This is a genomic window from Pseudogracilibacillus sp. SO30301A (assembly GCF_037072025.1).
Classification (GTDB): domain Bacteria; phylum Bacillota; class Bacilli; order Bacillales; family Amphibacillaceae; genus Pseudogracilibacillus.
Genome location: NZ_JAXHDD010000005.1, coordinates 72,784 through 85,545 on the forward strand (window position 1 = coordinate 72,784; position 12,762 = coordinate 85,545).

The 12,762-nt window shown below is 34.5% G+C and carries 17 protein-coding genes and 1 pseudogene; 14 read left to right on the forward strand and 4 right to left on the reverse strand.

Annotated features, from left to right (window positions below; translation table 11 throughout):
* Positions 1–3: 3 nt before the first annotated feature.
* Positions 4–724: pseudogene (locus SPD89_RS22880) on the reverse strand (site-specific integrase).
* 206 nt (positions 725–930) lie between these two features.
* Between SPD89_RS22880 and SPD89_RS04505 the strand changes: the two are divergent.
* The 7 genes from SPD89_RS04505 (at position 931) to SPD89_RS04535 (ending at position 4,238) form a co-directional block, all read left to right on the forward strand.
* Entirely contained in the window at positions 931–1,530 is a 600-nt protein-coding gene (locus tag SPD89_RS04505; protein ID WP_336260771.1) for a DUF4352 domain-containing protein, read from the forward strand.
* Positions 1,531–1,674: 144 nt separating this feature from the next.
* Positions 1,675–2,277 carry a hypothetical protein gene (locus SPD89_RS04510; protein WP_336260772.1) on the forward strand — a complete coding sequence of 201 codons (603 nt, stop codon included), beginning with the start codon at positions 1,675–1,677 and terminating at the stop codon, positions 2,275–2,277.
* A gap of 73 nt (positions 2,278–2,350) precedes the next feature.
* Positions 2,351–2,728 carry a phage terminase large subunit gene (locus SPD89_RS04515; protein ID WP_336260773.1) on the forward strand — a complete coding sequence of 126 codons (378 nt, stop codon included), beginning with the start codon at positions 2,351–2,353 and terminating at the stop codon, positions 2,726–2,728.
* Between the two features lie 74 nt (positions 2,729–2,802).
* Entirely contained in the window at positions 2,803–2,964 is a 162-nt protein-coding gene (locus SPD89_RS04520) for a hypothetical protein (RefSeq protein ID WP_336260774.1), read from the forward strand.
* A gap of 48 nt (positions 2,965–3,012) precedes the next feature.
* Entirely contained in the window at positions 3,013–3,156 is a 144-nt protein-coding gene (locus SPD89_RS04525; protein ID WP_336260775.1) for a hypothetical protein, read from the forward strand.
* Entirely contained in the window at positions 3,140–3,307 is a 168-nt protein-coding gene (locus SPD89_RS04530) for a hypothetical protein (RefSeq protein WP_336260827.1), read from the forward strand. The genes SPD89_RS04525 and SPD89_RS04530 overlap by 17 nt, the downstream gene beginning before the upstream one ends.
* Positions 3,308–3,521: 214 nt before the next feature.
* Positions 3,522–4,238, forward strand: a complete 717-nt coding sequence (locus SPD89_RS04535) for a DUF4355 domain-containing protein (protein ID WP_336260776.1) — start codon at positions 3,522–3,524, stop codon at positions 4,236–4,238.
* 449 nt (positions 4,239–4,687) lie between these two features.
* Here SPD89_RS04535 and SPD89_RS04540 read toward each other — a convergent pair whose 3' ends face one another.
* Positions 4,688–4,960 carry a hypothetical protein gene (locus SPD89_RS04540; protein WP_336260777.1) on the reverse strand — a complete coding sequence of 91 codons (273 nt, stop codon included), beginning with the start codon at positions 4,958–4,960 and terminating at the stop codon, positions 4,688–4,690.
* A 349-nt stretch (positions 4,961–5,309) separates the two neighbouring features.
* Between SPD89_RS04540 and SPD89_RS04545 the strand changes: the two genes are divergently transcribed.
* From SPD89_RS04545 to SPD89_RS04570, 6 genes are all read left to right on the forward strand, one after another.
* Positions 5,310–6,137, forward strand: coding sequence for a sulfite exporter TauE/SafE family protein (locus tag SPD89_RS04545; RefSeq protein ID WP_336260778.1), 828 nt, complete (start codon positions 5,310–5,312; stop codon positions 6,135–6,137).
* Positions 6,138–6,153: 16 nt separating this feature from the next.
* Positions 6,154–7,557 (forward strand): bifunctional metallophosphatase/5'-nucleotidase, encoded by a 1,404-nt coding sequence (locus tag SPD89_RS04550; protein WP_336260779.1) that lies wholly within the window; start codon positions 6,154–6,156, stop codon positions 7,555–7,557.
* A gap of 60 nt (positions 7,558–7,617) precedes the next feature.
* Positions 7,618–7,920 carry a YunC family protein gene (locus SPD89_RS04555; protein WP_336260780.1) on the forward strand — a complete coding sequence of 101 codons (303 nt, stop codon included), beginning with the start codon at positions 7,618–7,620 and terminating at the stop codon, positions 7,918–7,920.
* A gap of 222 nt (positions 7,921–8,142) precedes the next feature.
* Positions 8,143–8,919: a sporulation protein YunB gene (yunB, locus tag SPD89_RS04560; RefSeq protein WP_336260781.1), complete on the forward strand. Its 777-nt coding sequence runs from the start codon at positions 8,143–8,145 to the stop codon at positions 8,917–8,919.
* Between the two features lie 177 nt (positions 8,920–9,096).
* Positions 9,097–10,635 carry a sodium-dependent transporter gene (locus SPD89_RS04565; protein WP_336260782.1) on the forward strand — a complete coding sequence of 513 codons (1,539 nt, stop codon included), beginning with the start codon at positions 9,097–9,099 and terminating at the stop codon, positions 10,633–10,635.
* 40 nt (positions 10,636–10,675) lie between these two features.
* Positions 10,676–10,780 (forward strand): methionine/alanine import family NSS transporter small subunit, encoded by a 105-nt coding sequence (locus tag SPD89_RS04570; protein ID WP_336257425.1) that lies wholly within the window; start codon positions 10,676–10,678, stop codon positions 10,778–10,780.
* Between the two features lie 210 nt (positions 10,781–10,990).
* Here SPD89_RS04570 and SPD89_RS04575 read toward each other — a convergent pair whose 3' ends face one another.
* Positions 10,991–11,983, reverse strand: coding sequence for a M23 family metallopeptidase (locus SPD89_RS04575; RefSeq protein WP_442961050.1), 993 nt, complete (start codon positions 11,981–11,983; stop codon positions 10,991–10,993).
* A 128-nt stretch (positions 11,984–12,111) separates the two neighbouring features.
* Between SPD89_RS04575 and SPD89_RS04580 the strand changes: the two genes are divergently transcribed.
* Positions 12,112–12,384, forward strand: coding sequence for a YutD family protein (locus SPD89_RS04580; RefSeq protein ID WP_336260783.1), 273 nt, complete (start codon positions 12,112–12,114; stop codon positions 12,382–12,384).
* Between the two features lie 56 nt (positions 12,385–12,440).
* Here SPD89_RS04580 and SPD89_RS04585 read toward each other — a convergent pair whose 3' ends face one another.
* Positions 12,441–12,716, reverse strand: a complete 276-nt coding sequence (locus SPD89_RS04585; protein WP_336260822.1) for a hypothetical protein — start codon at positions 12,714–12,716, stop codon at positions 12,441–12,443.
* Between the last annotated feature and the right edge of the window lie 46 nt (positions 12,717–12,762).

Genomic DNA, 12,762 nt, shown 5'->3' on the forward strand with positions numbered 1-12,762 from the left:
ACCCTAAACCCTTGTCACAATTGCGTTTGTGGCGAGGGTTATTTTCTGTTTTCCTCTTTCGTGCCACATTGAGTTTAAATGATTGCTTATTTTGTCCAATTCCGATGACTCATATTGTGGCGTAATATCTAAATATGTGTCAGATGTAGTTTGTATGGATCCATGTCCTAAACGTTTTGAAATATACAATAAATCTGCACCAGCTTCTAAAGATAATACAGCATGACTATGTCTAAACCCATGTGTTCCTTTATATTCAACTCCCGCATCAAAACAATGATTTTTTATCATGTCGCGTAGTAGATGGTGTCATGTAGTTACCATTGTAAGTTTGAAAAATAATCATGTCCTTATTACGAATAAATTTTTCATGTTTCAATATCATCTTATTTTGCAGTCTTCTGAAATCTGATAATAATTCCACTATGTTCTTGTCTAATTCAATATTTCGATATGAGGGATTGTTTTTTAGGGTTGAAATAGTTAACCTGTTGTTATCATCTCTTGATGTCTGTTTATTAACATCCAACCTATTCTGTTGAACGTCACTCCATTTTAAAGCTAATGCTTCACTAATTCGTAACCCTGTTCTAGACAAAAAATACACCAAAACATAATAAACATTATACTCTGAAAATCGTTGCGGCTTATACTCACTTAAATAATCGAGCAAAATATTTAAATCATCAAAATTGTAGTATTTAATATCTTTTTTGACATTCACCGTTTTATGTCTCGGTAAAGTAATTTTTTCTGCTGGATTTTTATTTAAGATTTCCAAATTATAAACAGCATAATTGAAAATTTCTTTTAATGTAATTAGATATTTTTTAAAAATGCACTCATATTAATTATGGGTGCATTTTTCATTGAAAATATTTACCAACTCTATCATAATTGTACCTATACATAATTATGGAGGTTGGTAGTGTGAGAAAATATTTGTTTGTTATTTATAGTTCGTTATTAATCTTGTCTGCTTGTGGATTTTCAAATGAATCGGAAGAGACAAATGCAGGTGAAACGGAAGAAGAGGTTAATAACGAAAACGCAGAAAATAATGAGGATTCCAATGAAATCAATCGTGACAATGTGAATAGTGGTGTGATGAAACTTGGTGATACAGGGCTTGTAGACGATGAACTTGGACAGTATGAAATTACGCCAACAAGTGTTGAAATATTTACGGAAAGAGATGGAATTATACCTAATAATGATGATGAAGTGTTTGTATTAATTGACTATACAGTCGAATTTTTAAGTGATGAGGCATTTGAGGAAGAAGATATCCTAGGTATCCGTTTATTATTGAAAAATACACAAGGGAATGAAGTTACTGAAATCTCCTATTATGATTATGAATTTGTTGATAGAATAACAGGAACAATTGAACCGGGAGAATCGTATGATAGCCAAATGTTGTTCGAAATTCCAGAATCAGAGTCATCTGAATATACTTTACATTTTGGGTCCTACTCAGCCGACGTTGAAGATGCAGAATGGTTTTTTACAGAAGATGAAGCGAAGTAGGGGAATTGTGGTATAACAATTTGATAAATATTACCAACTATCCGATAATGTAAATAACATATTAGGCGGTTGGTAGAAATGCCTGAAAAAAGTAAAGAGAAAAAACCAATTTTTTAAAAATGGTGGTTTTGGGTTATAGCCATTTTGATTATTGGTAGTTGGATTGTAGGTGGCGAAGGCTCTACTTCAGAAGATAAAGAAAAAGTAGAAACTGTCGACAAGCAAGTAGAAGCTGAAAAAAAGGAAAAAGACGATAAAAAAGAAGAAAAAACCAAAAAAGAGGAAAAGAAAAAAGCCGAAGAAGAAAGAAAGAGTAATAGAACTGTTGATGAGGCAATAGAAGAAGATAACGATAATGTGGATAAGGCAACATTGAAAGATGGAACACTTACTCTTGTGGGTGAAGGTAAAACAACATTCAGTGAAAACACATTGTTTATGTCAGTATACGATATGTTCGAAGCAATGCATGAAGGTTTCAAAGATGAAAATGTTAAAGAAGTTTACATAGAATTAACAACAACAATGGTAGATCAAAAGGGAAATGAATCTGTAGAACCAGTAATAAAATATAACTATAGCAGAGAATCATTTGAAGAATTAAACTATGATAACTTTTCCGATATGGCTTATAGTGAAGAATGGCGTATATTGACAGAGGCGGATTATTATTATATTCATCCTGGTATCTATAAGAATTTAAAAGATAAATATACAGATCACGTAAATGTAGAGGGTTTTAAATAAAATTATAAGACATCCAGTTGGGTGTCTTTTTATTATGAATTATGGGGAGGTAGGTGCAATGTGAAATGGCGAAGTGAATCTGACTAATGTTATAGCGCCTGCTTTCTACGAGTTACATCATGAAGTTAAGCAAAATATGAATCATGAGTATTGGCTAAAAGGTGGACGTGGATCCACTAAATCTACGTTTGCAAGTGTGGAGATACTAATCGGTATGTTGAGTGACGCTGATGCGAATGCAGTCGTTTTCAGGCGTTATCAAAACGTATTAAGGGAAACGGTCTTTGGTCAATTTGAATGGAGTGCCAACAAGTTAGGAATAGCGCACACATTAAAATTTCAAGTGTCACCTATGCAGATTATTTTCCCGACCGGACAAAAAATAGTATTTAAAGCTGCAGACAATCCTAGAAAATTAAAATCCGTTAACTTAGGCCGGGGGTATAATTAAATATGCTTGGTTTGAAAGGGTTATTGGAAATGAAAAATACAAAGGAACGCATTATGTATTCTTGGAGGAATACGATGAGTAAAAAAGACGATTTATTCTCTCATCCCCGTTGGCATGATCCGCCTAAAGGTGAAACGATTGGTAAAGTTGAATTTACTGAAGAGGAGAAAAGAGAGAACAAACGAAAAATTGATAAGGTGATGGAAAAGGTTAAACGTCAACAAGATGACGGCTAAGCAAAATTAGTTAGGTGCTATTTTATGCGGTTTTAAGGAGGTGTAATAATGGCTAAATATCGTAAGAAACCAGTTATTATCGAAGCTGTTAAGCTCACTTGGGAAAACTGGGGCAAAGTATGCGAGTTTATTACCCTGCCCTGGGGTGAAGATGGGGTACATGGGTGTTATTCTGATGAAGGTGTTGAATAGTGACAGCGGTGAAAGAATAGGTCTAGTTATCCCTACACTTGAAGGTGATATGCTTGCAGTTGAAAATGACTACATTATTAAAGGTGTGAATGGTGAGTTTTATCCATGCAAGCCTGATATATTTGAAAAAACATATGAATTAGTTGAGTAACATGCACCGAGCAGACAAGCATTAGGTGCTTTTCTTATGCCCAAAACTGCTCATGGCGTCAAAAGGTGCAAGGCTGGCATTAGTTGATACGGTTGCAATGCCTAATTACTTTAAGCCATTATAGGTTTATTTTTTATGCCCAAAACATGCCTAAGGCTTTAAACTGTGCAAGGATTATACAGACAACAAAGTCTATAAAAAAGGAGATTCCAAAATGACTAATGATGAAAATAAAAAGATAGCAGAAGAAACACCTTATACAGTAGCAGACATTGCTTCAAGTTTTATGAGCAGAGCTGAAAGAGGTTTACCGCTTAATTTACAATTCTTTGCTGAACAAGATGATGATCCTGGTGACAATCCAGCCGATGATCCACAAGATGATGATCCGAAAGATGACGATCTATCAAACGATGATCCGAAAGATGATGACAAGCCAAAGTTTACACAAAAACAGTTAGACAAGATTGTCCAAGACCGTGTTAATCGTCTCGAAAAAGATAAGCAGGATGCCATTGATGAAGCTAAAAAGCTTGCTAAGATGAATGCTGACGAAAAACGTCAATATGAGTTAGAAAAGCTTCAACGTGAAAATGAAGAGTTGAAAGCAGCTCAAAATCGTTTTGAACTCGGCAAAGAAGCAACAAAAATGTTATCCGCTTCAGGCATTACGGCAACAGATGAAATACTTGATTTTGTTGTACGTGAAGATGCAGAAAAGACCAATGAGGCTGTTAAAGCTTTTAGTGCCCTCGTGGATAAGATTTCAGATGAACGTATGAAAGAAAAGCTAAAAGGAAAACCACCAAAGACTCAAACCCAACAGAATGGCTTTAAGAATCCGTTTAGCAAGGAGCACCGTAATCTTACAGAACAGGCTAGAATCTTCTGTCTTTTTTTAGCTATCTATATACAGACCAACTTTCATTAATTCGGCAAAAGAATAATCAAATGCGTCCACCATTAAAAAATGTGTATGTAAAGAATAACAGACATTTCAAGTCCAACCTATGTCAAAATCAGATAATCCAGTCTTATGAATCATTTCTTAGATATACTTTTTTATAAGAATTGATTTGATTCATTTTCCATACCCGTAATGATTTATTTTCCATCCCTTTTATAGGAACGTTCGCTTCTATTATACAATGAAAAATAAAAATAATTAAAAAACTAGGCATTCACCAAGCCTTTGGGCGAATGTCTTAGTTGCGCTCTCGATTCTAAGCTTCACGATCGTGATATCGAATTGCTATTATATCCTTTCTTTTCACTCCCATAAATCCTAATTTGTTTAACAATTCAACAACATAGTGATAGAAAGATCTCGACTGTTTGCCGGCCATTAATTATTTAATGATGAATCATAAAATACTAAAACTAAATTTTATCGACTTCAGATTTTAAGTTAGATAATTCATTTTTCAGATCATCAATTTGCTGCTGCATCAATTGAAGTTGTTTATTTTGTTCTTCTTGCTGTTGTTGCTGCTGAGCATCGGAGGCTATTAGTTCTTCTAACGATATTACTTCTGAAATAGTTGAGATGGCATCACCTATTGTGCTTATAGCAGATCCAACTACTGCGAGTTTAGCGGCTATATTTAAGGTCTCCGTACTATTTTGGTCATTTTTTATGTCGTTTTGATACATAATCTTCGCTCCTAGTGAGTTGCCAATGTTTATTTGTACTGACTGTTACAGTTATTTTATGCATGATGTCGCTTCTAGGTGAAAGAATTAAATAAATAGACAATGTAAGCAAATGAACATTTTAAATAACAATAATGTGTTTTGTTTAAAAAGTAAGTTGGGATATATAGCAGTTTTACAGTAATTTATTTACGCGATGGAATTCGAAAAACTAAAGATAAATTCAGCATCCCACTTCGGGTTGTCCTTTCTCAGACAATTATTTTGAATCTTTGACTTTCGATATGCTTTCCTAGTAAACGTTTCTAATGGGTGTTACTATAATACATACGAATAATTTAAAGGGTTAGTGATTAACTTGGTCATAATAATATCATTATTAATTGGGTTTATATCAGCTTTTGTTGGAAGCTTGGTAGGTCTAGGTGGGGGAATAATTTTTGTACCTGCCATGTTATTTTTATATGATAATTTTGCAAGCTTTTCTTGGGCCAATCCACAAGCAATTGTAGGAATCTCGCTTGTTACAATGGTGTTTACAGGCTTGTCGTCTACTTTAGCTTATTATAAGCTTAAAAGAGTAGATATCAAAACAGGGGTAATTTTCTTAATAGGTAGTATTCCAGGTAGTGTTATTGGATCATGGATTAACACCTTACTAGATACAGATGACTTTTCTTTGTATTTCGGAATTTTAATGCTGATTGTTTTTGCAATGATGTTAGTAGATCGTCAAAAATTGATGAAAAATAAACAATTGGAAATTAATAAGTATACTAGAACGGTTGAAATTGATGGAGACACGTATCAGTATAATGTTACGTATGTGCCAGCATTTATATTGTCGTTTGCTGTCGGTGGATTATCGGGTTTATTTGGTATAGGTGGAGGAACAATTAGTGTTCCGGCAATGATTCTTTTCTTTGGGATACCTATTCAAGTCGCAATCGCAACGTCGATGTTTATGATTTTTTTCATCAGTCTTATCAGTGCGACGACACATATTGTTTTAGGACATATCGTTTGGGCATATGTATTATTTTTTGTAATAGGTTCTTATATCGGAGGAACAGTAGGTGCCAAAACGAGCAAATTGTTTAAAGGAAAGACGCTCGAATGGATTTTACGGATTGTAATTGTTATTGTTGCGTTACGATTAATATGGGAGAGCTTATAATGGGGAGTATTCATTTATGAAAGAAAACATTCATTTTTATTATACAAATGATTTACATAGTTATTTCGATCATTGGCCTCGGGTAGTTACTTTCTTAAAGAATAAACGAAAAGAGAGTAAAGAACGGGGAGAGTCTTCATGGACGATAGATATTGGTGACCATATGGATCGTGTTCATCCAATAACGGAAGCATCGATGGGAAAAGCAAATGTTGAGTTATTAAATAATGCTCGATATGATTTTGTTACAATAGGAAATAATGAAGGAATAACACTTGCTCATGAAGACCTTTATCATCTTTATGATCAAGCTCAATTTCACGTCATCTGTTCTAATTTAGAATGTACATTGTCGGAGAATCCTTCATGGCTATTGCCAGCTCATACAGTTACTTCAAAAGGTGGAGTTAGAATAGGACTTCTAGGCCTTACCGCAAGATTTAACCCTTATTACCATCTACTAGGATGGAATGTAAATTCAGCTCATGAAGTTATTTATAGAGAGTTAACAAAATTACAACATAAGACAGATGTTATTGTACTTTTATCTCATTTAGGAATAGATGAAGATAAGGAAATAGCCAAAAGATTTCCGTCTATTGATTTGATTATTGGAGGACATACTCATCATTTACTGCGAACAGGAGAAATAGTCGACCAGACATTACTTACTGCTGCCGGCAAACATTGTTCATATGTGGGTGAAGTAAGAATTACTTGGGACCATGAAGAGAAGAAAATTACAAATAAAGAAGCATATGCAACAAATATTACGCATCTAACACCAGATGTTCATACGGAAAATCAATTAGCAATACTTGCAAATAATGCTGACCAAATTTTAGGAAAAAAAATCATTCATATTGATAAACCGATCAACGTGGACTGGTTTAGAGAAACGGCCATTATGAAGCAGCTTACAGAGAAACTACTAGATTGGACCGATGCTGATTTTGCAATGTTAAATGCAGGTCTTTTAATTGATCACTTTCAACCAGGTGATATTACATATAAAGACGTTCATCGTATTTGCCCACATCCAATCAATCCTTGTGTAGTCACATTATCTGGAGATGAAATCCAGGAAGTGGTCCGGGTTTCTTTAACTGAAGAGCTAATTAATTTAGAGTTAAAAGGATTTGGGTTTAGAGGTGTTGTCATCGGTAGAATGGTATTTGCAAATTTGGATGTCGTAACTGCTTTTCATAATAATGGACAAGAATATGTGAAAGCAGTTCTTTTTAACGGATTACCATTAGAATCTAAACGTTTATATAAGTTAGTTACTGCAGATACATTTACATTTGGACGGTTACTACCTGAAATTGCACGAGCGAAGGAGAAAAAATTATACTTACCAGAATTTATACGTGAAATTTTGGTAAAAACATTAATGGAGTATCGCCATATAAGAGGTTAATTTGTGTCAAAAATCACTTTCAAGCATACAGTATAGTGTTAATGCTTGGAGGGAGATAATGTGATTACGATTAATCCAATCGACATTGATGGTGTTATTTTTACTGCTATTCGGGTTGAATTACCAAAAACAAATTTGCTAATTGTAAGTAATGAAGTTGGTTACATTATGTGTGCAGCTTTGGATGTAAATATACTGAATGAAAAATTAAAAGATAGAAAAGTAATTGCTGGCAGGGCAGTTGGTGTAAGAACGATTGAACAATTACTAGAAGCCCCTTTAGAAAGTATAACGGACGCTTCGAAGGAATACGGTTGGGAAGAAGGGATGACAGGGAAAGAGGCGTTGTTAAAAATAGCATAATAATAAAATTATGTTGTTGGAAACGAATATATCATGTATTTATTTACAGTTAAGAAATGTAGAATTTACTTACTATTATTTGGTTAAAAATCTGATGTCCTGAAAAAAAGCATGATTTTCTGTCATTGTAATTCCTTTTCTAAAGGCTTCGTTTTCTAAAATTCATACAACTAGTCTAACCTTTCTAAAACATTCATACATTGTTTTAGGGGGGTTTTTATTTTGCGATTTCGTAGAAAATATTCATATAGAAGGTCTCCACCTCCAGTACGTCATTTACTATTGATGACTACAATTATTTTTATAAGTGTACTATTCTTAAGTTTTTGGCTTATCGATCGGGGGATTAGGCCTACATTGATGAATATTGCTAATGATAAAACAATTGAATTTGCGACAAGAACAATTAATTCCGCGGTTAAATCTACAGAAAATATTAGCTTTGATGATCTCGTTATAACGGAAATGGACAACAATGGAAATGTAGCTACATTAGGATGGAATTCTGAAGCCGTCAATTTAGCATTAAGGACAGCTACAGAACGTGCGGAATACTTTCTATATGGAATGAATAAAGGAGATCAACTTGAAATCGATGGCCCTGACTTACCCCCTTTAGAATTTGGAGATTCTGTTGGGGACTTGCCGGAAAAAGATCCAACAGTTATTGAAATTCCACTTGGTCAGGCGACAGGGAATTCAATACTTGCAAACTTAGGGCCGAAAATACCTGTACATTTTGAAATCGTTGGAAGCATTCAATCCGATGTGGTTCATGAAGTAAAGGAATTTGGAGTTAATGCAGCTTTAATTGAAATTTATATGCCAATTGAAGTTCATATTAGAGTTGTTGTACCGTTTTCTACAGAGACTGCCGATGTAAGTACAAAAGTTTTTATAGATTCGCGCGTTATCATGGGAGACGTTCCTGAGTTTTACAATGCTGGTTCTGGGGATGGACCATCTATTTCAGTTCCTCGTGAATCTAATTCAAATTGATATGTGTGTAATTGATTGAAAATAAAATTAATTTTGACATAATTGTGAACTATTGCTATAATGTAGACAATTAAAGATGGGTATTAATGGGAAATAAGATGCTGTGTTTGCTTTCGTATGCAATGACAATCTATTTTCCATTAAACTTCCTATCTAATTAAAAAGGGGGAAACACGTATGGAAGAGCGTTCTCAGTGGGGGACACGGGCGGGATTTGTATTAGCTGCGGTCGGTTCTGCGATCGGTTTGGGTAACATCTGGCGTTTTCCAGCTGTTGCCTACGAAAATGGAGGAGGAGCATTTTTAATTCCTTATCTTTTCGCTTTATTAACTGCGGGAATACCAATTTTAGTCATGGAATTCACAATGGGTCATAAATACCGCGGTTCCGCACCATTAACCTATCGTCGGATGAATAAAAAGGCGGAAGGAATTGGTTGGTGGGCAGTATTAGTTGCCTTCGTAATTTCCACTTACTATTCTGTAATTATTGCCTGGGCAATATCGTATTCATTTTTTTCCTTTAATTTAGCTTGGGGTGAAGATACAGAAGGTTTTTTATTTGGAGATTATTTGAAACTAGTTGAAGTACCAGGACAATTCGGTAGTTTAGTACCAAGTGTCTTAATTCCTTTAATCATCGTTTGGGTACTCGTTTTAGGCTTGCTTATCCGTGGAGTAAAACGTGGTATTGAAATTGCTAATAGAATTATGATTCCATTATTAGTTATTGTTTTTACAATAATTGTTATTAGAGCGATTACATTACCAGGAGCGATAACAGGTTTAAATGCGTTTTTCCAACCAGATTTTACTCAAATATTTAGTGCTGAAGTATGGGTTGCAGCATATGGGCAAATATTTTTCAGTTTATCAATTGCATTTGCTATTATGATTACTTATTCAAGTTATTTACCTAAAAAATCCGATATTACTAATAACGCATTTATTACAGGGTTTAGTAACTCTGCCTTTGAGCTTCTAGCTGGTATCGGAGTTTTCGCAATATTGGGATTTATGGCGACTTCTCAAGGGGTAGGAATAGATGAAGTAGTTGATGGCGGGGTAGGGTTGGCATTTGTCGTGTTCCCTGCAATTATTAATGAGTTCCCAGCGTTTAATGAGTTTTTTGGGTTATTATTTTTCTTATCGCTCGTGCTGGCAGGGCTCACTTCGTTAATTTCCATTATTGAAACATATGTTGCAGGGGTTTCTGAGAAGTTTAATGTTTCCAGGACGAAATCTGTCCTATTTGGTGGAGGGTTAGCAGCAGTTCTTTCTCTTATTTTCGCTACCCAAGGTGGACTCTTTTTCTTAGATGCAGCTGATTATTTTATTAACCAGTTTGGTGTGGCGGCATTAGGATTAGTGGAAGTGATCTTAATTGCTTGGATTTTACGTAAACTTGGGACGTTTAAAAACCATGCAAATGAAATATCTGATATTCGAATTGGATCATGGTGGACGATAAGTTTGTTAGTCATTACGCCAGTTGTATTGGGTTATATGATGTTTGAATTGTTAAGATTAAATATTACCAAAGGTTTTGACACTGATACAGGAAACTATGAAGGGTATTCTGATATGTTTATTATGTGGGGCGGTTGGTCACTTGCAATTGGAGCCCTCGTAAACGGTATCTTATTGTCACTAATTAAATGGAAGTCGAATTCCGCTACTCAAGAAGAAACGGAAGATATAAGTAATGTTAAATAGTAGGAAAATTCTAATATAACCTTTAGGGAAGGTGAATATAATGAGCGCTAGTGCACTTATTATGATGGTGATCGGTATTGTTATTATTTGGGGGGGCCTTGTTGCAAGTATTGTAAACGCCGTGAACAAGGCAAAAGGTAGATAAATACAAAAGCTTTGACACATAATGTTTCAATGATTTCTTACACTGTGAAGTCATCGACACTAACGTCCTGTTCGAGACTCTGGCAGTCGTTTGCTAAAAGCAGTTTCGAAGCGAGTTATAAAAAGGAAATCCGAACTTATGCAAATTTTAATTAGAAATTTGCATTATCGTTCGGATTTCTCTATGATTAAAATACTTTATCTCAATTAATCATTTATTTCTTTTCTCTCGTGCTATTCTCTCCCATCTTTTTAAATAAGGATACGGATCAAATGACCACTCATTTCTACCATTGTCTTGATACATACCATAATGTAAGTGGGGGGGAAACTTTCCAGCTGTTCCAGGCGGTCCATATCCGGTGGAACCAACACTTCCCAAAACGTCTCCAGGTTTAACGATATCACCAACTTTTATTTCATCATTATAACCATTTAGATGCGCATAATAATGATAGATATTAAAGATGTCTCGTATACCGATTCGCCACCCTCCATACAAATTCCATCCCTTTAATTCTACAACCCCATAAGTTGTTGATTTAACAGGCGTTCCATAGCTTGCAAAAATATCAGTACCTTCGTGGATTCGTCTTCCACCAAACCCTCTGCCATCTCCCCACGTACTTCGATAGCTATAATTATGGTCGATAGAAACAGGGAAATCTCGATCTGTTAATTCAATTGACTGGAAATGCTTAAATACTGTTGCGTTATTTGTGATTGTTTTAACGGATAAATCACGCTGATAATGATCCCATAAACTGATTTTAATATCATCATCTGATAATCCATTTTTCGTAAGCATGATAGCAGTAGTTAATAAAATATCTTCTGGATTATTAGGATTTGCCTTGCCATCCCCATTTCCATCTTTACCTATTCCATTAAATATTTCGATAATTTGTACATCATTTATTTTTTTACTATTACCTAGTCCATACCAAAGCTCTTCAGGGAAACTAATTGAGACTAGTGGATCTTCCTTTTCTTTTTCCTTATCAATATTTCGTTCATATTGATCCATCGCAGCTAAATAGTACCAAGGAACAAGGGATACTGCTTCGGTTTTTTTATAAAGTGCATACCGTTGTGGATACTTGTTCTTTTTTTCTTCTGCTATTGTATGAAAGTTTGTAAATGATAGGAGTAGGATAAGTATAATACAAATTCTAAATAAATACCGAATTGTCTGTTGCAACATATTAACTCCTTTACAAATTTTTTAATAAAAAACTTATTCTTTATTGTGGAGTTTATTCGACTTTTCATACATGTAAAAAAGTCAAAAAATATGTTAAACTAGACGTACTAACTATGAGGGGATTCGAAATGATTGAATTAAATGGTAAAAAATATGAACTGATCCGAAACATTAAGAATGGTTTTCAAGAAGAAGCACTTAATGAGCGGTATTCCGATATATTAAAAAAGTATGACTATATTGTTGGAGACTGGGGCTATAATCAGTTAAGATTAAAAGGATTTTATCATTCTGAACATGTCAAAGCATCTTATGATACAAAAATCGACATGTTAGAAGATTATTTATATGAATATTGTAATTTTGGCTGTGCATATTTTGTACTTAAAAAAGTTGATTAAAAAAGGCTGTCCATTAAACTGATGATTTTTTCAAAATTGGACAGCCTTATATATATTTATTCATCATGTAAAGGATGAGCCCCAGGAGTTTGACGTGGTAAGTCGTCATGCCGCTCTTTGTCTGGATAAGTAAAGGCACTTGTCCGTTGTTGTCCCTGTTCCCATTCTGTTGACTTACTTTCTACTTTTTCCTGTTTGTTAATCGGTGAACCAAAAGCCCCTTCTGGAAACTCCTCGGGAATAAGTGAATCGTGTAAATTTTCTACATTAGAAATTTCAGAAAAACGATTATCATATTTTTCCTTCTGCTTATCTTTTTTCATTTCCACCATCCTTTCCATCCTATTGTTTCCTATTGTTTTGGATGTATAAGAATAA

Excerpts from the sequence above, each read along its gene's own strand:
- SPD89_RS04520 (WP_336260774.1), top strand. The coding sequence starts at position 2,803 with ATGAGTAAAAAAGACGATTTATTCTCTCATCCCCGTTGGCATGATCCG.
- SPD89_RS04525 (WP_336260775.1), top strand. The coding sequence starts at position 3,013 with ATGGCTAAATATCGTAAGAAACCAGTTATTATCGAAGCTGTTAAGCTC.
- SPD89_RS04530 (WP_336260827.1), top strand. The coding sequence starts at position 3,140 with ATGAAGGTGTTGAATAGTGACAGCGGTGAAAGAATAGGTCTAGTTATC.
- SPD89_RS04535 (WP_336260776.1), top strand. The coding sequence starts at position 3,522 with ATGACTAATGATGAAAATAAAAAGATAGCAGAAGAAACACCTTATACA.
- SPD89_RS04540 (WP_336260777.1), bottom strand. The coding sequence starts at position 4,960 with ATGTATCAAAACGACATAAAAAATGACCAAAATAGTACGGAGACCTTA.
- SPD89_RS04550 (WP_336260779.1), top strand. The coding sequence starts at position 6,154 with ATGAAAGAAAACATTCATTTTTATTATACAAATGATTTACATAGTTAT.
- SPD89_RS04565 (WP_336260782.1), top strand. The coding sequence starts at position 9,097 with ATGGAAGAGCGTTCTCAGTGGGGGACACGGGCGGGATTTGTATTAGCT.
- SPD89_RS04570 (WP_336257425.1), top strand. The coding sequence starts at position 10,676 with ATGAGCGCTAGTGCACTTATTATGATGGTGATCGGTATTGTTATTATT.
- SPD89_RS04575 (WP_442961050.1), bottom strand. The coding sequence starts at position 11,983 with ATGTTGCAACAGACAATTCGGTATTTATTTAGAATTTGTATTATACTT.
- SPD89_RS04580 (WP_336260783.1), top strand. The coding sequence starts at position 12,112 with ATGATTGAATTAAATGGTAAAAAATATGAACTGATCCGAAACATTAAG.
- SPD89_RS04585 (WP_336260822.1), bottom strand. The coding sequence starts at position 12,716 with ATGGTGGAAATGAAAAAAGATAAGCAGAAGGAAAAATATGATAATCGT.